The organism is Leclercia tamurae (assembly GCF_025566055.1).
GTDB classification, from domain to species: Bacteria; Pseudomonadota; Gammaproteobacteria; order Enterobacterales; family Enterobacteriaceae; genus Enterobacter; species Enterobacter tamurae.
In genome coordinates, this window is the sequence record NZ_JAMHKS010000064.1 from 103,143 (window position 1) to 122,212 (window position 19,070).

Here is a 19,070-nt window from a genome sequence, read left to right on the forward strand (position 1 = left end):
AGTAAAGCAGGCGGGAAATAAACCGACTTAAGGTAAATATTAAGGAAATAATGAATCCGTGGCCTAAACCATACCGCCGAAATCGTGTTTCATTAACATTGATAAAACATTATCATTGTTAGCCCGTTTTCCCCGACTCATCAGGAAATGTGATGAAAATCAACCTGGTTGGTACCAGCGGCAGCGGCAAGAGCACGCTTGCCCGCCGGATCGCCGCCGAACTGGCGCTACCCTGTATCGAAATGGATACCCTGTACTGGCGTCCCGACTGGCAGGGCACTCCCGACGATGTCCTGTTCGCCAGGCTGGAGGCGGCGCTCAGCGCCACGCCGGGCTGGGTGCTGGACGGCAACTACAACCGCACCCGTCCGATTAAATGGCGCCACGTCGATCTGGTGGTATGGGTCGATTACGGTCTGGCCCGCACCCTGCGTCAGGCGGTGACGCGGGCGGTAAAACGCGCCTGGACTCAGCAGGAGCTGTGGCCCGGCACCGGCAATCGGGAGAGCTTTCGCCGCACCTTCTTTAGCCGCGAGTCGATATTACTGTGGACGATCAAGACCTGGCGCAGCAACCGCGCACGCTATGAATCCGACATGCAGAATCCGGCTTTTGCCCACATCCGCTTCGTGCGCATCACTTCCCGGCAACAGGCCGATGCCCTGATCGCTGAGCTTCGTGCAACGCTGTAATCTGACGCCTTATATCTGAAATCCGGCAAACCAAATGTAAATTAATTGTTTCTCAGCGGTGAAATCGCCCCTTAATAATGGCGACATGTTTAGTCAAACGAGATTGCAACATGTCCTGGCGAATCAGCATTCTGGATAAAAGTCCTGTCGCAGAAAACGAAACGGCCGCCGATGCGCTGGCGCGCACGCTGAGCCTGGCGCAGCAGGCCGAAACCCTGGGTTATCACCGCTTCTGGATTGCCGAACACCACAACACCCCACAGCTGGCGAGCCCGTCACCCGAGCTGCTGATCGCCTGGATCCTCGGGCAGACCAAACGCATTCGCGTCGGCTCCGGCGGGGTGATGCTGCAACACTACAGCCCGTACAAAGTGGCGGAAAACTTCAACCTGCTGGCGGCCATCGCCCCCGGACGGGTGGATTTGGGCGTCGGCAAAGCGCCGGGCGGCCTGCCGCTCTCGACCCGGGCATTACAGCTCGGCCTCAGCCAGCAGGAGAAGGGCGACTTCGCCGACCAGCTGGCGCAGCTGAATGGCTGGATCAACCCAACATCACAGGAGGAGGCGGTTCGTGCCACCCCGTTACCTCAGGTGGCGGCGGCTGGCTTCCTGCTGGGTGCCAGCGCGGAGAGCGCGCGCCTTGCCGCCAGCCTCGACTGGGACTTTGTTTTTGCCGCCCACCTGAACGGCGACCCGGATCTGCTGCGTGAGGTGATCGGCACCTGGCGCGCCCATAGCGCCCGGGAGGTGATTGTCGCGGTACAGGCCATCGTGGCCCCAACCCAGGCGCAGGCCGAATCGTTGGCAAGCGCAGTAGAAGTATGGGGCGTTGAATTGGTCAACGGCCAGCGGGTCACCGTCGCCAGCGAAGAGCAGGCTTACGCTTTTGCCCGTCAGGCGGGCAGCGAGCCGCTGCGTATCGCCCGTCGCGCCCAGTCGCTGCTGGCAGGCACCGCGCAGTCGGTACTCGAACAGCTGGAGGCGCTGCATCAGCAGTGGGGCATTGATGAATTTATCATTGATACCCCGATCTCTGAGGGCGCAATCCGGGTGCAGTCCCTGCGCCTGTTGGCCCAGGCCCGCGAGCCGCGGGAGGTGGCAGTATGAGCCTCGAACAACAGCTGATCGCCTGGCGTCGCGAGCTGCACCAGAACCCGGAACTCTCCGGTGAAGAAGTCCAGACTACCGCCCGACTGCGTCAGTGGTTAGGCGACGCCGGTATTAAGGTTCTGCCTTACGACCTGGAAACCGGCGTGGTCGCCGAGGTGGGGAAGGGTGAAAAACAGATCGCCCTGCGCGCTGATATTGACGCCCTGCCGATTGAGGAGCGCAGCGGCGTAGCCTTTACCTCTCAGCGCCCCGGCGTGATGCACGCCTGCGGCCACGACATCCACACCAGCGTGATCCTCGGCGCGGCCCTGAAGCTGAAAGAACGGGAAGCCTCGCTGAACGGCCGGGTGCGGATCCTGTTCCAGCCCGCGGAGGAGAACTTTGGCGGTGCCAAAAGCCTGGTGCGCGCCGGGGCCCTGCGCGACGTCAGCGCCATCTTCGGTATGCATAACGAACCCGGTCTGCCGGTGGGCAGTTTCGCCACTCGCGGCGGACCGTTCTACGCCAACGTCGACCGCTTCGTGTTCCGCATCACCGGCAAAGGCGCGCACGCCGCCCGGCCGCATGAAGGCAATGACGCCATCCTGCTCGCCAGCCAGCTGGTCACCGCCCTGCAAAGCGTCGCCAGCCGCAACGTGAATACGCTCGATTCGGTGGTGCTGAGCGTGACCCGCATTACCGGGGGCAACACCTGGAACGTGCTGCCGGAGAGCGTTGAGCTGGAAGGCACCCTCAGAACCCATCGCACCGAAGTGCAGCAGAACGTGAAGGCCCGGGTGGCCGAAATCGCCGCTGGCTTTGCCGCCGCCTTTAACGCGCAGATCGACATCACCTGGTATGCCGGGCCTACCGCGCTGGTTAACGACGCCAACTGGGCCGAGTTTGCCACCTCGGTGGCTAGCGAAAGCGGCTATGAAACCCGGCATGCAGAACTGCATATGGGCGGGGAGGATTTCGCCGTCTACCTGCAGCAGATCCCGGGGGCTTTCGTCAGCATCGGCAGCGCCAGCCAGTATGGCTTACATCATCCGGCCTTTAACCCGGACGAAGCCTTAATCGAACCCGCCGCGCGCTACTTCGCCCGACTTGCGGAAAAAGCATTGAATCAACTTTAAGGGTAAGGAGGGAATATGTCCGCACCACGACAGCTGCGCCTGGGCACGATTCTACACGGCGCCTCGGGAAATATGTCCGCCTGGCGTCATCCGGCAGCCCCGGCCGATGCCAGCATCAATTTTAACTTCGTCAAAGAGACAGCCCTGAAGGCCGAAGCGGGCAAGCTCGACTTTATCTTTGTCGCCGATGGTCTGTACATCAACGAGAAGTCGATTCCGCATTTTCTCAACCGCTTTGAGCCCCTGACCGTGCTGTCGGCGCTGGCGACCGTCACATCACGGTTGGGGCTGGTGGGGACGTTGTCCACCTCCTACAGCGAGCCGTTCACCGTAGCGCGCCAGTTCGCCAGCCTCGATCACCTGAGCAACGGCCGGGCGGGCTGGAACGTGGTCACCTCGCCGCTGGAAGGGTCAGCGAAGAACTTCTCCCGCGACAAGCACCCGGAGCACGCCCTGCGTTACCGCATCGCCGATGAGTATCTCGACGTGGTGAAAGGGCTGTGGGACTCCTGGGAGGGCGACGCCTTTGTGCGTAACAAAGAGACCGGGCAGTTCTTCGATCCGCAAAAGCTGCACACCCTCGATCACCACGGGGATTTCTTCAAGGTGGCCGGGCCGTTGAACATTGGCCGCACGCCGCAGGGCAGGCCAATCGTCTTCCAGGCCGGGGCCTCGGACGACGGCAAAAAGCTGGCGGCGAAACACGCCGACGCCATCTTTACCCACCATGAAACCTACGAGGAAGCCCAGGCCTTCTGGCATGACGTGAAAAGCCAGCTGAAACAGCATGGCCGCAGCGCCGACGAGCTCCACATCTTCCAGGGCGTGAGCGTGATCGTCGGGAAAGACGCTGACGACGTGGAGCAGCAGTACCAGACCACTGCCGCGCTGGTCTCCATCAACGATGCCCTGAACTATCTCGGTCGCTATTTTGAGCACCACGATTTCAGCCAGTATCCGCTGGATGAAGCCTTCCCGGACATTGGCGATCTGGGGAAGAACAGCTTCCGCAGCACCACCGATGAGATCAAGCGTAACGCTCGGGAACGCAACTTAACCCTGCGCCAGGTCGCGCTGGAAGCTGCCTCGCCGCGCCCGCGTTTTTCCGGTACCCCGGAACAGGTGGCCGACGGCTTGCAGCAGTGGTTTGAAGGCTATGCCGCGGACGGTTTTATCATCCAGGGCGGCACGCCGGATACCTTCCCGCGCTTTGTGGATCAGGTGGTACCGCTGTTGCAGGCCCGCGGCCTGTTCCGCACCGACTACCCCGGCACCACCCTGCGTGAGAGCCTGGGCTTAGACCAACCAGCAAATCAGTTCACACAACAATAAGAGAACCTGCCATGCAAAAATCATCGCTTATTCTGGCGCTCGCGCTGGCCTTTACCCCTGCCGTCTGGGCAGAGAACGTCAACATTAACGGCACCGGAGTCAGCCTCGAAGCCAACAAAACGCCGATCAATACCGCGAAAAACCCGCAGGCCATCGCCCAGCTTCCCGCGAGCTTTAAGCCGGTGGTGCCGGGGAAATTCACCGTAGCGATTTCTGCGCAGAGCCAGCCGCCGCTGACGGTGTTTGCCGATGACAACAAAACCCTTATCGGCAGCGAGGCCGATATTGCCCGTCTGGTGGCCGACAGCCTCGGGCTGGAGCTGAACGTGGTGCCCACCTCCTGGGAAGACTGGCCGCTGGGTGTGACCTCCGGGAAATACGACGCGGCGATCAGCAACATCACCGTCACCAAAGAGCGCAAACAGAAGTTCGATTTCGCCACCTACCGTAAGGATTCGCTGGGCTTCTACGTAAAATCCACCAGCCCGATTAAGAAACTTGAGAAGGCGGAAGATATCGCCGGTCTGCGGATTATTGTCGGCTCCGGCACCAACCAGGAGGCGATCCTGCTGGCGTGGGATGCAGAAAACCAGAAGAAGGGGCTGAAGCCATTCACGCCAATCTACACCAAGGATGATGCTGCCCAGACGCTGGCGCTGCAGTCCGGTCGCGCGGACGCCTACTTCGGCCCGAACGTGATTGGTGCCTGGAAAGCGGCCCTCACCGGCAAAACCAAACTGGTGGGCAGCGTTGACGGTGGCTGGCCGAAAGCGGCGCACATCGCCGTGACCCTGAAGAAAGGCAGCGGCCTGGCGGAACCGGTGCAGACCGCCCTCAATGGGGCGATCAAGAATGGCGACTACGACAAGGTGCTGAACCGCTGGGGTGAAGGCGTGGAGCGCATCCCAAGTTCCGAAGTTAATCCGGCCGGACTTGGCGACTAAGGAGAACCTATGAGCGACCTTTTTCGTGACGTTTCGCCGGAGGACGCCGATCTTCAGGCCATCATCGAGGGGCTGTTCGGCGAGTACGCGGCGCGCTACGGCGACTATTTTTCCAAAGATGCCGAGATCGAGCTGACCGAGTGGTATCTGGCGCCGCAGGGGCTGTTTATTGTGCTGGAGCGCGACGGGAAAATCATCGCCACCGGGGCGTACAAACCCTTCGATGATCAAACCGCTGAGATCAAACGGATCTGGACCGACAAATCCCTGCGTCAGCAGGGGCTTGCCGCCCGGGTGGTGCAGGAGCTGGAGCACCGGGCGGTGCTGGCCGGTTACAGCCAGATCTACCTCACCACCGGTTTCCGTCAGCCGGAAGCGGTGCGGCTCTACCTGAGCCAGGGCTACGCGGCGCAGTTCGACCTCGACCGCGACCCGGAAGAGTACAGCCAGCCGCCGTTTGACGGGCGACTGCGCTTCACCAAAACGCTGGTACGCGAAGCGTTCAGTAAATCGGCATGAGGAACGACCATGAACAACGTTGAAACCATAAAAGTGGTCCCGGCGCGCTACCCGCTGCGCACGGTGGGGGCGATTGTGGCGCTGTTTGTGCTGGCGGTTGTCGTGCAGTCGGTGGCCTTTAATCCACGCTGGGAGTGGAGCGTGTTCGCGCGCTGGTTCTTCGACCCGGTGATCCTTGAAGGGGTGGGGCAGACGTTGCTCCTGACCCTGATCGGCACCGCGCTCAGCGTGGTGATCGGCGGCCTGTTAGCCCTGGCGCGACTGTCGTCCTCGTGGCTGCTGAGCAGCCTCGCCTGGGGTTATATCTGGCTGTTCCGCTCCCTGCCACTGATCGTGGTCCTGATCATCCTCTACAACTTCTCCTATCTCTACGACACGCTCTCCCTTGGCGTGCCGTTCACCGGCATCACCTGGGGCAGCTTTGAGACCATCAACGTGCTGGGGCAGTTCTCCACCGCGGTGGTCGGGCTGACGCTGGTGCAGAGCGCCTACACTGCGGAGATTATTCGCGGCGGTTTCCTCGGGGTGGACCACGGTCAGTATGAAGCCGCTGCCGCGCTGGGTTTACCGGCCTCGCGCCGTACCCTGCGCATCATCCTGCCGCAGGCGCTGCGCACCATTCTGCCGGCCGGGTTCAACGAAATCATCAGCCTCGCCAAGGGCACGGCGATGGTTTACGTCCTCGCGATGCCGGAGCTGTTCTACACCATCCAGATGATCTACAACCGCACCCAGGAGGTGATCCCGCTCCTGATGGTCGGTGCCGTCTGGTATCTGGTGATCACCACCGTGCTCTCCGCGATCCAGCATCTGGTGGAACGTGCTCTGGCCCGCAGCGAGCGCCGCTCGGCGGTGAACTCTACACGCGCTACCCGCACCCGTTCCGTGACCACCCAAACGACACAGGAGCCTGTCCATGCAAGCCTCTCCTGAAGGACATATTTCCATTACCGGCGTGAGCAAGTTCTTTGGTCGCCACAAGGCGCTGGATAACGTCTCGCTGGAGATCCCCCCGGGCTCGGTGACGGTGATCCTCGGCCCGTCCGGCTCGGGTAAATCGACGCTGCTGCGCACCATTAACCACCTCGAGCGCGTTGACGAAGGCTTTATCCAGATTGACGGGGATTACATCGGCTATCGCCGGGAGGGCAACACCCTGTACGAGCTTAAGGAGAAGGCGATCCTCAAACAGCGGGTTAACGTCGGGTATGTGTTCCAGAACTTCAACCTGTTCCCACACCTGACGGTGCTGGAAAACCTGATCGAAGCGCCGATTGCCCACAAGCAACTGAGCCGTAAAGCCGCGGTTGAGCGGGCGTATGATCTGCTCGACGTGGTGGGTCTGCGCGATAAAGCAGACGCCTGGTCCCGGCATCTGTCCGGCGGGCAGCAGCAGCGCATCGCCATCGCCCGCGCTCTGGCCCTGCGCCCCCGGGTGATGCTGTTTGATGAACCCACCTCGGCGCTGGATCCCGAGCTGGTGGGCGAGGTGCTGGACGTGATCAAAAAACTGGCCCGCTCCGGCACTACCCTGGTGGTGGTGACCCATGAGATTGGCTTTGCCCGGGAAGTGGCGGATCAGGTGGTGTTTATGGTTGATGGCAAAATCGTCGAACAAGGGAGCAGCGACGAGGTGCTGAACCGTCCATCCCACGCCCGAACGCGGCAGTTCCTGTCGAAAGTACTGTAAGGAGAGAAGATGAAAAAGGGATTACTGGCATTGTTGGTGGTGGCATCCACCAGCCATGCCGCGATTGATCTAAAGGCTAACGAGCAGCCGCTGCCGGTGACGGTAGATCCGCAGGCGGTGGCGAAGATCCCCGCGAACTACAAATTTGTCGAATCGGGCACGTTGACCGTCGCCATTTCGGCCCTTAACTCGCCGCCGCTGGCGCTGCTGGCCAGCGATAACCGCACCCGTATCGGCAGCGATCCGGATATCGCCCGGCTGCTGGCGGGCAGCCTCGGGTTAAAACTCAAGCTGGTGCCGACGGCGTGGGAGGACTGGCCGCTGGGCATCAGCTCCGGGCGCTACGACGTGGCGCTGGTCAACATTGCGGTGACCGAGCAGCGCAAACAGAAGTTTGATTTCGCCACCTATCGCGTCGATAACCTGGCCTTTTCGGTGAAATCCACCAGCGAGGTGCAGTCGATCAACAGCGCCGCGGATCTGTCCGGTAAAAAGGTCATTGTCGGCTCCGGCACTAACCAGGAGCGCATTCTGCTGGGCTGGAACGAGGAGAACAAAACCGCCGGACGCGAGCCTGCGCTGCCGGTCTACCTCACCGACGACGCCTCGGGCAATCTCTATATCCAGTCCGGTAGGGCGGACGTGTTCTTTGGCCCGCAGTCGGTTTCCGCCTATAAAGAGGCCCTGACCGGCAAAACGCGGGTGGTGGGCTTAGGGCCGAAGAAGGCTTACGTGGCCACCACCACCAAAAAGGGCAACGAGCTGGTGTATGCCCTGCAGGCCGCGCTCGACGGGGCCATCCAGCGGGGTGACTACCAGAAGGTGCTGGCCCGCTGGGGCGAGCAGGGCGAAGCGGTGGCGCAGTCGGAGGTCAACCCGCCCGGGATAACCTACTGAGGCTGCTCTACACTTAAGGCTTTGACCGAGGTATAGCCGATGATCAAAGTTTATGGCGTTCCCGGCTGGGGCTCAGCCATCAGTGAAGTGATGCTGACCCTGGCCGACATTCCGTACCAGTTCATCAACGTCGACGGGTTCGATAAGCCTGGCGAAACACGTGAGCTGCTGGAAAAACTCAACCCGCTGTGTCAGGTCCCGACCCTCGAGCTGGAAAATGGCGAAATCATGACGGAAACGGCGGCGATTGCGCTGATGATCCTCGATCGCCGTCCCGATCTGGCCCCACCTGTCGGGAGTAGCGAGCGTCAGCAGTTTCAGCGTCTGCTGATCTGGCTGGTGGCTAACGTTTATCCCACCTTCACCTATGCCGACTATCCGGAACGCTGGGCACCGGATGCCCCGGAGCAACTGCAACACAACTGCCGCGAGTACCGTAAATCGCTCTACCTGTGGCTGGATAATCACCTTAAAGCCACGCCGTACGCCTTTGGCGAGCAGATCACTCTTATCGACTGCTATCTGTGCGTGATGCGCATCTGGGGACCTCGACCGGACTGGTTTGCCGCAAACACGCCGAAAATCAGCGCCATTGCCGATAGCGTGGGCAAGCTCCCGAAACTGCACAAGGTGCTAAAAGACAACGACATACTCTGCTAGTCTGGAACCATTACTCAAAAGGAGCCCTGCCCATGCCACACGTTGATATTAAATGTTTTCCCCGCGATCTGAACGACGAGCAAAAAAACGCCCTGGCGGCGGATATCGCCGAGGTGATTATTCGTCACTTCAACAGCAAAGACAGTTCCGTGTCCGTTGCGCTGCAACAGGTGCAACAGGAGGACTGGAAAGCGCAGGTCTGGGACACGGAAATTGGCCCGAAGATGGATGAACTGATTAAGAAGCCGGGTTATTCGATGTAATTTTAGTTCTCCCCTCATCGCAACGATGAGGGGAGAAATTATGATTAAACCGTGCTGGTATTCACCCGCTTGCCAATATCTTTCAGCTGAGAATATTTTTCCAGTAATTGCGGCCCGTCATCCAGACTCATTGCAAACATCCACATGTAGGTCATGACCGAATAGATATGCCCGGCATCAAGTCCGCCTTTGAACGACATGGTCAGGATGGTGCTGGCGAATAAGATCGCGGTCACCGTGCCGATGGCTAAATAGCCAAAAGCTTCCCGATCCGACAGTTTAACTCTGAGTCGCGCCAGCACATCGTAGTGCCTGGAGAGCGATATCCTGGAGGCGCTGTTCACAAACGCCACCTCTTTTTCCAGCCGATCGTTCAGTCGCAGGAATAACGCTTCGTTCCTGCGGGTGAATCCCGGTAAAAACAGGGCAAAGAAGACCAGGATAAGCAGACAGGCGACACCGGTCCAGAACTGCAGCAGGAGCAACATCACCGCGGCGCCAATGATGGACGCGACAGAGGTCACCAGCACCGGCAGATGTTTTTCGAAGAAATCGACAAATTCACGCGACAGCGCCACGCGGGCAGCAATCGTCGACGCGCTGTGCTGCTCTTCACGTTGCGCAAGGATGACCGGAACCGCCAGTTCGGCATAGATGCGCGCAAAGGTGCGGGTGTCGATACTGCGTCTTGCCGCGCCGATCGCCCACATCACAAACACCATTACCGCATACAGCACGGCATGTAACGCCTGGCCGGAGATGATGGCATTGATCGCAAACCCCGCCAGCAGAGGGTAGAGCAGCAGGGTGATGTTTTCAGCCGCCACCAGTAAGAAGGTCAGAATGAGTTTTCGGCTATGGCGTTGGCCAAGCAGTTTGAGCGTTTTGAGCGCGCTATTTGAGACTACGGCAGGAGCCGCATTTTTTAAGGTAAGCATACAATTTTCTGTTAAGATAAATTTGAGCGGTTGCTCAAATTTGTAGGGCGAGTCTATTTGAGCACTTGCTCAAAGTCAACGTGGGCGTGTAGATGAAAGAAGCAAAAGAAGCGGTAAAAGCCAGGATTCTGGACGGGGCGATCGCATTATTTCTGGAGAAGGGGATCGCTAACGTCACCACGCGTGAGTTGACCGAGTCGTTAGGGATCTCACGCAGCCATATTTACCATTACTTCAGCAACTGGCAGGCCCTGTGTATTGCGGCGCTGGATCGTTTTATGCGCGACGAACTGGAGACATTTACCCTTGAGGTGGCGGCTTTACCCTCCACGCAAAAAATGGAGCGCCTGGTCGTCGATTTTTTACCCTTTGAGCCGGATGCCGCCTGGCAGCTCTATGGCGCAACGTGGCAATTAGCGCTGCATAATGACGTTTATGCTGAGTTTGTGGAATCCATCACACAAGCATGGAACGAACTGGTCCGCGATATTATTGAGGAAGGCGTGGTGAATGGATGCTTCCGCGAGTGTGACGTCAGCCGCACCACGCGACAGCTGATTTCACTGTTGAACGGTTACGATGAGTTTCTGGGCGTGCGGCCTTCAGCGGAAAAGCGCGCCATGGTCCAGGCCGATATCGCCGATTTTATCCAACGGTTTATTTATAAGGCGTAGGTCCGTGCTCTCGTAGGCCGGGTAAGGCGCAGCCGCCACCCGGCGATTCACACATACAGCTCCGGATGCTCCTCCAGCATCGCCAGCATATTATCCCGAATCTCATCCTGCGCCCCGGCCATCCACACCGCCTCCAGCGGCATGCCCATCCGATCTGCACCGTTCAGCCTCACAAATTTCACCCCCGGCATCAGATAGCGGCTGCTCCAGGCCGGGACAATCGCCAGCCCAATTCCCGCCGCCACCAGGTTGATAATGGTCTGCTTCTCGTCTGCCATCTGTGACACTGTCACCTCAATTCCGGCGGTATGAAACAGGTTCATGGTCAAATCATGGCTATGCGGGCGGGAACGCCGCTCCGGCAGGATCATCGGCATTCCTTCCAGGTCAACAATATCAACGCTCTCCCGATCGGCAAACGGGTGGCTGGCAGGCAGAGCCAGAATCCCCGGCTCATTGCAGAGAAATGCCCGGCCAAACTGAGCGTCGAGCTGCGCGGGAGGGCGAATAAACACCAGATCCAGCCTGCCGCTTTTCAGTTTCGGCAGCAGATGGACAGTCTTATCTTCGAAGAGCTGGATCTCCACCGTCGGGTAGTGCTGGCGGAACAATTGCAGCAATCCCGGCAGCAATCCGATGGCCGCGCTGTCGATGGTGCCGACGCGCAACAGCGGCTGCGAACGGCGCGGATTTTGACGAAATTGCAACATAATCGCGTCGGCATGGGCGAGCAGTTTGCGGGCCTCTTCCCGCAGCAATACCCCGTTCTCGGTGAGCGCCACCCGGCGGGTCGAGCGGGTGAACAGCCGGGTGCCAAGTGTCTCTTCTAAAAGACGAATATTCCTTCCCAGGGCGGAGGGCAGCATATCCAGTTTTTGGGCCGCCTGACCGAAATGCAGGGTTTCGGCTACCGCCAGGAAACAGCGCAGGTGTTGTAGTTCCATTTTGGCTCGCTCGCGATTATTGCATTTTTTTGTATAAACCGATGCGCATGATCATGCAAGAAATATCAGCATACTCATCAAGGCAGCCCGGCTGCGTACCCTACAAAATAATTATGAGGAACACCTCACATGACCTGCACAATCGAACAACGGGTAATGCGCAAGATCACCTTGCGCATCGTACCCTTCATCATGCTGTTGTACTTCATCGCCTTCCTCGACCGCGTCAACATCGGCTTTGCGGCGCTGACTATGAATGCTGAACTCGGCTTCTCCCCGGCGGTCTTCGGCTTTGGTGCCGGGATCTTCTTCCTCGGCTACTTCCTGTTTGAAGTCCCGTCCAACCTGATCCTGCACAAGGTCGGGGCCCGCATCTGGATTGCCCGGGTGATGATCACCTGGGGTCTGGTCTCCGGCGGGATGGCCTTTGTCCAGGGCACCACCAGCTTCTACACCCTGCGTTTTTTGCTCGGCGTGGCGGAAGCGGGCTTCTTCCCGGGGATCATCCTCTACTTAAGCTACTGGTTCCCGGCGCAAAAGCGCGCCCAGGTAACGGCAATCTTTATGGCTGCAGCGCCAATCTCTACCGCGCTTGGCTCGCCGATCTCCGCCGCGCTGCTGGAGATGCACGGCCTGATGGGCTTTGCCGGCTGGCAGTGGATGTTTGTCCTCGAAGCGGTGCCGGCGGTGATCCTCGGTGTGGTGGTGCTGTTCTGGCTCACCGACCGCCCGGAAAAGGCAAAATGGCTCAGCGAAGAGGAGCGCAGTTGGCTGATTTCCACCCTGCAACGTGAACAGGCTGCTAAACAAGCCACGGCGCAGCACAGCGTCTGGAAAGGGCTGCTGGATAAACGCGTTCTGGCCCTGTCGCTGGTCTACTTCGGCACCTCTGCCGGGCTCTATACCCTGGGCATCTGGTCGCCGCAGATCATCAAAACCCTCGGTGTCTCCTCGATGACCGTCGGCCTGCTGAATGCGATCCCGGCGGTGATGGCGGTGGTGGCGATGGTGCTCTGGGCGCGGCATTCGGACAAAACCGGCGAACGTTCGTGGCACGTGATTGCCGCCTGTATCGTCGCGGCGGCGGGGCTGTTTATGGCAGGCAGTACGGCGAGCATCGTCGGGGTGATCCTCGCGCTGACCATCGTTAACTGCGGCATCAGCGCCTCTAAACCACCGCTGTGGAGCATGCCAACCCTGTTCCTGTCCGGGTCGGCGGCCGCGGCGGGTATCGCCACCATCAACTCACTCGGCAATCTGGGCGGCTTTGTCGGTCCGTTCATGATTGGCCTGATTAAGCAACAGACCGGGAGTTACACATGGGGGCTGTGGTTTGTCGCCGGGCTGCTGATCCTCTCTTCACTCGTGGTGCTGTGGTTGTCGGCGTCCAGCCGCAAGGCGCAGGCCAACGACACATTAATTCAGTCAAAACATTAATTTAAGGAATAACAGATGAAAGATTACGCCATTGCAGCTATCCCCGCAGACGGTATCGGCCCGGAAGTGATCACCGCGGGTGTGGAAGTGTTACACGCGCTGGCCCAGCGTCAGGGCGATATGCGTTTCTCGGTGCACACCTTCGAGTGGGGTTCGGACTACTACAAAACCCACGGGGTGATGATGCCGGAAGACGGGCTGGAGCAGCTGAAAGCCTTCGACGCCATCTATTTTGGCGCGGTGGGAGCCCCGGACGTGCCGGACCACATCACCCTCTGGGGGCTACGCCTGCCGATCTGTCAGGGCTTCGATCAGTATGCCAACGTGCGTCCGACCAAAATCCTGCCGGGCATTCAGTCCCCGCTGCGCAAGGCGGTGCCGGGTACGCTCGACTGGGTGATTGTGCGTGAGAACTCCGAAGGGGAATATTCCGGTCACGGCGGTCGCGCGCACCGCGGTCTGCCGGAAGAGGTAGGCACCGAGGTGGCGATTTTCACTCGCACCGGGGTGACGCGCATCATGCGCTACGCCTTCCGTCTGGCGCAGACCCGTCCGCGCAAGCTGTTAACCGTGGTGACTAAATCCAACGCCCAGCGTCACGGGATGGTGATGTGGGACGAGATCGCCGCCGAAGTCGCCCGCGAGTTCCCGGACGTCACCTGGGACAAAATGCTGGTGGATGCCATGACCGTGCGCATGACCCTGCACCCGGAGTCGCTGGACACCATTGTGGCGACCAACCTGCACGCCGATATCCTCTCCGACCTGGCCGGGGCGCTGGCGGGCAGTCTGGGAGTAGCCCCGACCGCCAATATTGATCCCGAGCGTCGTTTCCCGTCGATGTTCGAACCTATCCACGGCTCGGCCTTTGATATCACCGGCAAAGGCATCGCCAACCCGGTCGCCAGTTTCTGGACCGCGGCGCAGATGCTGGAGCATCTGGGTGAAGGCGAAGCGGCAATCCGCCTGATGACTGCCGTGGAAAGAGTCTGTGCCGAGGGCATTATGACCCCGGACGTGGGTGGCACGGCCAACACCCGCGAGGTCACCCAGGCGGTGATCCGCGCCATCGCAGAAGGCTGACCTATGGCACAACACGACGACAGCGCCCTGCGAGGGGCGCTTACTGAGATCTTCATGGCGGCGGTGAAGAGTGCCGATCCTCATGAAGCGCTGATTAAAGCCCTGCCGGAGAAACCGCGCGGACGCTGCATAGTGGTCGGGGCCGGGAAAGCCAGCGCCGCCATGGCTGCCGCGCTGGAGGCGGCCTGGCCGGATGTCGATCTGCAGGGCGTGGTGGTGACGCGCTACGGTCATGCGGCACCGACGCAAAAAATCCGCATCGTCGAGGCGGCGCACCCGGTCTCGGATGCGATGAGCGAAGTGGCCTCGATGCTGATGATGGAGCAGGTAAAAAATCTTACCCCCGACGACTGCGTCATCGCGCTGATCTCCGGCGGGGGCTCATCGCTGCTGGCTCTGCCGCGCAAGGGGATCACCCTGGCCGATAAGCAGGCGGTGAACAAAGCGCTGTTGAACAGCGGGGCGACCATCCAGGAGATGAATACCGTCCGCAAGCAGCTGTCAGATATCAAAGGCGGACGGCTGGCGCTGGCGGCCAGGCCCGCCCGGGTGATCACCCTGATTATCAGCGATGTACCCGGCGACGATCCCCAGAGCATCGCCTCCGGCCCGACGGTGGCGGACAGCTCCACGGCGGAAGAGGCGCTGGAGATTATCGCCCGCTATGGTCTGGATCTGCCGGAGCCGGTGATGCGGGTTCTGCGCACCCCGCGCGCGCCGGTGACTGCTAAGGAGATAGAGGACGATATCCGTCTGATCGCCACCCCCTCCGGCGCGCTGGCCGCAGCTGCAGCCGTAGCGCAGCGGATGGGCTACACCCCGATGATTCTGGGGGATGCCCTGGAAGGAGAAAGCGCCCAGCTAGGAATTATGATGGCCGGGATCGCCAAATCGGTGAAGCAGCACGGCCTGCCGGTCAAAGGCCCGGCGGTGCTGCTCAGCGGGGGAGAAACCACGGTCACGATTGGGAGCGCAGGTGCCGGACGCGGCGGGCGCAACACCGAGTTCTTGCTGGCGCTGGCCTGCGCGCTGAAGGGCGAGGAGGGGATTTACGCCATCGCCGGGGATAGCGACGGGATTGACGGCACCGAGGATGCGGCGGGAGCGATTGTCACCCCGGATACGCTGGGTCGTACTTCGCTGGATGCGAGGGCGATGCTGCGCGGGCATGACAGCTACAGCTACTTTGCCGAAGCGGGCGATCTGGTGGTGACCGGCCCGACGTTAACCAACGTGAATGATATTCGGGTGATAGTGATTACCTGATGCGGGTTTTGCCGGGCGGCAGCTGCGCTTTGCCCGGCCTACAACACCGATCCCGTAGGCCGGGTAAGCGGTAGCGCCACTCGGCGTTTTTTCAATGATTTGCGAGGCCGCTTCTGGGAATGGCTATTGCTGCCTTGTTTATAGCGCAGCATCTTCTTGTCGTGCCTATAAAGTTCGCCATTCAAGTTTGTTTCCTAAACTTTAATCATGGCTAACATATCATTATCCTGGCCTTTAGTTACATGTTTCAATGAATGTTTTGAGTTTTTCCATCATTAGCTTTAAATCCAAGATTGATAAATCAGCTTTATAACTTTCAACATATTTCCTGGCCACCGCAACTTTATTCGCAGTAACGCTTTCTTTCTTTTTGGTACTGTAGTTAAGCAAGTTAGTATAAATGCCTACTTCAGGAGCAAGAATTGCCGAGGGGTGGATTTCTTTAATGCATTCTCTTATCTGTTCTGCTGAAAGATAATTTTCAACTTGTCTTCCCTTGGTGACCCAAGCAAAACCTGGGCCGCTATCAAATTCACTTTTGAGTCGATTCTTGGTCTCCGTTAATGGTTTTTTTGGGCTTGAAGCATCACTGTCAAACATGATTACAGAATTTCGGTTTAGCTTTCTAACCGAAATGAAATCATGAACTTGCTCTTCGTCGCTATCTAAAGCAGTTAAATGACTAAATAATCTACCACCATAAAACATTATGGAATAATGGATGCCTTCAATAAAATTAGTGTTTAACGCTGAAAGCCAATAATTAAGATATATCCTATCAGAAGGCCCTTCAACCCAAATTACACAATTTGCCTGCAAGATATCGGAAGCTTTATATCCTAGATCCCGGCAAATACCTGAGCGTGAGTGATTGTTATCAACCGCCTCAATCTTAGTAAAACCGTTGATTTGCGTAACATGGAATATTTCTGCTTCAACGGCGTCCAGTAGATGTGCTGAATGAGTAGTAAATAAATATTTGTTGCTTGTGTTATCAGCTAAGTATTTGACAAGTTTTTTTTGCAGAAGCGGGTGTAGGTGAAGTTCTGGTTCCTCGATGCAAACAATTGTGTTCTCAAGAATGGTCGACGCTGATGCAAGGATAATGAATTCATGTATTCCAGTCCCTAGAGAAGCTAATGGAAGAATTCGATTATCTATTTCAACGAGGATTGTATCTCGTTGATAAGGGATGGTGATTTTTGCTGTGTTGTTATCAAGGACATTTTGCAGGAATTCATTTATTTTATTAAATTTTACTAAATTATTTCTCTCGGTTAATGCAGGGTTTTCAAGCCGAGCTAAACGATCGATTATGCCGACCCCACTGAAATCGTCACCCACACTTCCCGTCTCACCGACCATTCTGATAGCCGGAATCACCTCAATGTTTGGTGCATTTTCTGGTTTGTAACTTATATGGTTTATTACTTCAGGAAACCAATGCTGTTCTAGATTTCCTGAGCTTTGGCGTGTCAGTTTTTGCCATAACCAGCCCCATTCAGAGTGGCTCAACAGACTCATCATTTTTTCGCGATCGTATTTAAGTCTGAATTCATTAAGAGGATTGTTAGCTTCAAATTCAAACCAATAAATATCATTATCCCCTTTGAATTCATGAAATAATTTAGAAAGATGTCCCGTAATTTGCAATCTTTGTTTCTCGACAGAATCATATGGTGCAGCATTGGGGTTAATCGGGGCTAATTTGTTCTTGAATTGTTCAAGGTTATCTAAAGAGAGAGGAAAGACAATGCGGATTTTATCATTTAAAGATCCAATCGCTTTGTCGAGGGTAGTATACGTTGGTTTTTCTTGAAGACTCGATGCACGATGTTTGCCAACGTTTGTCTGCCGAAGGAAAAGAGAATAATGTTTATGTAAAAAATTTACAATATTATATTTTCCTGCGTTATTTTGACCAATAATAAAGTTAATTTTTTTAAGTGGGGCGATTTTTACTAAATCTTCATTTATGCTTCTGTATCCAGCGAATCCGAAGCCAAAGAAATCATTTATATTCATATGTGGTCTTTAGTCTTATTAACTTAGATTTAAAATAATGCTTAAGATGAAATCGCTTATCGGAATTACAATATGATAATCAAAAGCCTTGATTTGGAATAGCGCGAAGATCTTATGAATATAGGATTATTAGCTATATGCGGCGCGTAAAGCACCAAGCAGCAGCTCCAATTTGTCCCGCCAAAGGCTGCACGGGCCTGTAGGCTGGTTAAAACGGACTTACCATCCAGTATTTTTCACATAATTGCGAGGCTGCTTCCGGGAATGCCTCTTGCCGCCTCGTCTGTATCGCAGTATCTTCTTGTCGCGCCTGCAAAATCAGGCGTCGGGATTAGCCTCCTGAAACCTTAGTGACGGCGCAAAGCTTCATTTGCGCCGTGCGACCTGCTACACCTCAATGGTGGGCTGGACGGGGGCGCTGCAAAGCGCGCCGGTGTCACTAAGGCCGGTAAGGCTAACTCCGTTCAGTTCACCACCAGCGAGATTAGCCTCTCCTGTGGTGATATTAATTAATCACTTAGTGAGGCTGCCAATATGGCTACGATCCTAACCTCGATTCACACATTAATTACCCGACCTTTCAACCATCTCACCGATTTCATCGAGCTTGCAGATAACTGCGAACGCTACGTTGAAGCGATGGTAGAAGCCGACGATACCCGGGATAAACTGGCCCTGTGCGGGCGGCTTTCCACCAGTCTTTCGCTACTTATGCCGACGCTTAACGATCCTGTTCCGCCGGAAATGGTGGATATGTTGACCATTGATACGTTGCCCACCCATCTCCCGGTGTTCGAGCCAGAAACCGATACTCTGTGCCGGTACTGCCAGGAACTCACTCAGCTAACAATGAGTGGCATGCTGACAAGCGAGCAGCAGCGTGTGATTGAAGATCTGCTGTTTGAACTGGTGAGTTATTTTAGCGACCGGCTGAAAGCCCCTCGTTGGCTGCGGACAGAGCAGGGCGACATGCTCCTTTAATGCTGTAATCTTAGTTGCCTCATTTTGCTGAGTTTGCAGGATGAGGCCATTCTTCAGGGAGGAAAAAGGTAAATGAAATCAATTCAGGTAGAAAAAGAAGATGTAACCGCTGTTACTGGCAGGCTAAGGAGTGAGCATGATCAGGCCATGCAAGAGCGTTCCATCGAAGACGCCACTGCATTACTGAAATTGCTGTCGCTATCAGATAAAGACAAGGCAGACGGCAATGTCTTTACAGCGGAGGCCTTACTTAAGGGGCTCCCGGTTAAATAATTGGCCATATGGATTAAGTCCTGCCGCGGATGCCGGGCGGCAGCTTCGCTTTGCCCGGCCTACAACACCGATCACGTAGTCCCGTAGGCCGGGTAAGGCGTAGTGAACTGCACCCAAAATGTTGGACACGATCTGACATCTGAGGGTGCAGTTTATGAAACATTCTTCTGCTGTAAAACTTGCGGCCGTACGTCACTATCTTGCCGGAAAGGCCGGTATGGATGCCAC

Annotated in this window: 18 protein-coding genes and 1 pseudogene; 16 read left to right on the forward strand and 3 right to left on the reverse strand. The window is 57.1% G+C overall.

From position 1 onward, the window contains the following. Positions 1-152 precede the first annotated feature (152 nt). The 10 genes and pseudogenes from M8318_RS03995 (at position 153) to pptA (ending at position 9,221) form a co-directional block, all read left to right on the forward strand. A complete protein-coding gene (locus M8318_RS03995; protein WP_262661031.1) occupies positions 153-692 on the forward strand; it encodes an AAA family ATPase in 540 nt (179 codons plus the stop codon). 110 nt (positions 693-802) lie between these two features. Next, positions 803-1,798 carry an LLM class flavin-dependent oxidoreductase gene (locus tag M8318_RS04000; RefSeq protein ID WP_262661032.1) on the forward strand — a complete coding sequence of 332 codons (996 nt, stop codon included), beginning with the start codon at positions 803-805 and terminating at the stop codon, positions 1,796-1,798. Next, positions 1,795-2,916 carry an amidohydrolase gene (locus M8318_RS04005; RefSeq protein ID WP_262661033.1) on the forward strand — a complete coding sequence of 374 codons (1,122 nt, stop codon included), beginning with the start codon at positions 1,795-1,797 and terminating at the stop codon, positions 2,914-2,916. Before M8318_RS04000 ends, M8318_RS04005 begins: the two co-directional genes overlap by 4 nt. 15 nt (positions 2,917-2,931) lie before the next feature. Beyond that, positions 2,932-5,192 (forward strand): annotated as a pseudogene (locus M8318_RS04010) (NtaA/DmoA family FMN-dependent monooxygenase). Between the two features lie 9 nt (positions 5,193-5,201). Then, positions 5,202-5,711: a GNAT family N-acetyltransferase gene (locus M8318_RS04015; protein WP_262661034.1), complete on the forward strand. Its 510-nt coding sequence runs from the start codon at positions 5,202-5,204 to the stop codon at positions 5,709-5,711. Positions 5,712-5,720: 9 nt separating this feature from the next. Then, positions 5,721-6,644 carry an amino acid ABC transporter permease gene (locus M8318_RS04020; RefSeq protein WP_262661035.1) on the forward strand — a complete coding sequence of 308 codons (924 nt, stop codon included), beginning with the start codon at positions 5,721-5,723 and terminating at the stop codon, positions 6,642-6,644. After that, positions 6,628-7,401 carry an amino acid ABC transporter ATP-binding protein gene (locus M8318_RS04025; RefSeq protein WP_262661036.1) on the forward strand — a complete coding sequence of 258 codons (774 nt, stop codon included), beginning with the start codon at positions 6,628-6,630 and terminating at the stop codon, positions 7,399-7,401. Before M8318_RS04020 ends, M8318_RS04025 begins: the two co-directional genes overlap by 17 nt. A 9-nt stretch (positions 7,402-7,410) precedes the next feature. Next, on the forward strand, positions 7,411-8,298 hold the full coding sequence (locus tag M8318_RS04030) for a transporter substrate-binding domain-containing protein (RefSeq protein ID WP_262661037.1): 888 nt from the start codon (positions 7,411-7,413) through the stop codon (positions 8,296-8,298). Positions 8,299-8,337: 39 nt separating this feature from the next. Then, complete coding sequence (locus tag M8318_RS04035; RefSeq protein WP_262661038.1) at positions 8,338-8,958, forward strand: glutathione S-transferase family protein; 621 nt, start codon at positions 8,338-8,340, stop codon at positions 8,956-8,958. A gap of 32 nt (positions 8,959-8,990) precedes the next feature. Then, complete coding sequence (gene pptA, locus M8318_RS04040; RefSeq protein WP_262661039.1) at positions 8,991-9,221, forward strand: tautomerase PptA; 231 nt, start codon at positions 8,991-8,993, stop codon at positions 9,219-9,221. A gap of 44 nt (positions 9,222-9,265) precedes the next feature. Here pptA and M8318_RS04045 read toward each other — a convergent pair whose 3' ends face one another. Further along, entirely contained in the window at positions 9,266-10,159 is an 894-nt protein-coding gene (locus M8318_RS04045; RefSeq protein ID WP_262661040.1) for an ABC transporter six-transmembrane domain-containing protein, read from the reverse strand. Positions 10,160-10,251: 92 nt separating this feature from the next. Between M8318_RS04045 and M8318_RS04050 the strand changes: the two genes are divergently transcribed. After that, positions 10,252-10,833, forward strand: a complete 582-nt coding sequence (locus M8318_RS04050) for a TetR/AcrR family transcriptional regulator (protein WP_262661041.1) — start codon at positions 10,252-10,254, stop codon at positions 10,831-10,833. A 47-nt stretch (positions 10,834-10,880) separates the two neighbouring features. Here M8318_RS04050 and M8318_RS04055 read toward each other — a convergent pair whose 3' ends face one another. Beyond that, positions 10,881-11,777, reverse strand: coding sequence for a LysR family transcriptional regulator (locus M8318_RS04055; RefSeq protein ID WP_262661042.1), 897 nt, complete (start codon positions 11,775-11,777; stop codon positions 10,881-10,883). Positions 11,778-11,906: 129 nt separating this feature from the next. Between M8318_RS04055 and M8318_RS04060 the strand changes: the two genes are divergently transcribed. Genes M8318_RS04060 through M8318_RS04070 form a run of 3 tightly spaced genes read left to right on the forward strand, consistent with a single transcriptional unit; the run spans position 11,907 to position 15,563 of the window. After that, entirely contained in the window at positions 11,907-13,214 is a 1,308-nt protein-coding gene (locus tag M8318_RS04060) for an MFS transporter (protein ID WP_262661043.1), read from the forward strand. A 15-nt stretch (positions 13,215-13,229) separates the two neighbouring features. After that, a complete protein-coding gene (locus M8318_RS04065; RefSeq protein ID WP_262661044.1) occupies positions 13,230-14,297 on the forward strand; it encodes a tartrate dehydrogenase in 1,068 nt (355 codons plus the stop codon). 3 nt (positions 14,298-14,300) lie between these two features. Next, positions 14,301-15,563 carry a glycerate kinase type-2 family protein gene (locus tag M8318_RS04070; protein WP_262661045.1) on the forward strand — a complete coding sequence of 421 codons (1,263 nt, stop codon included), beginning with the start codon at positions 14,301-14,303 and terminating at the stop codon, positions 15,561-15,563. A gap of 234 nt (positions 15,564-15,797) precedes the next feature. On the opposite strand, the gene M8318_RS04075 is transcribed toward M8318_RS04070, so the two are convergent. After that, a complete protein-coding gene (locus M8318_RS04075; RefSeq protein ID WP_262661046.1) occupies positions 15,798-17,588 on the reverse strand; it encodes an AAA family ATPase in 1,791 nt (596 codons plus the stop codon). A 534-nt stretch (positions 17,589-18,122) separates the two neighbouring features. Between M8318_RS04075 and M8318_RS04080 the strand changes: the two genes are divergently transcribed. Further along, on the forward strand, positions 18,123-18,569 hold the full coding sequence (locus M8318_RS04080; protein ID WP_262661047.1) for a hypothetical protein: 447 nt from the start codon (positions 18,123-18,125) through the stop codon (positions 18,567-18,569). A gap of 72 nt (positions 18,570-18,641) precedes the next feature. Next, positions 18,642-18,842 (forward strand): hypothetical protein, encoded by a 201-nt coding sequence (locus M8318_RS04085; RefSeq protein WP_262661048.1) that lies wholly within the window; start codon positions 18,642-18,644, stop codon positions 18,840-18,842. The last annotated feature ends 228 nt before the right edge of the window (positions 18,843-19,070 follow it).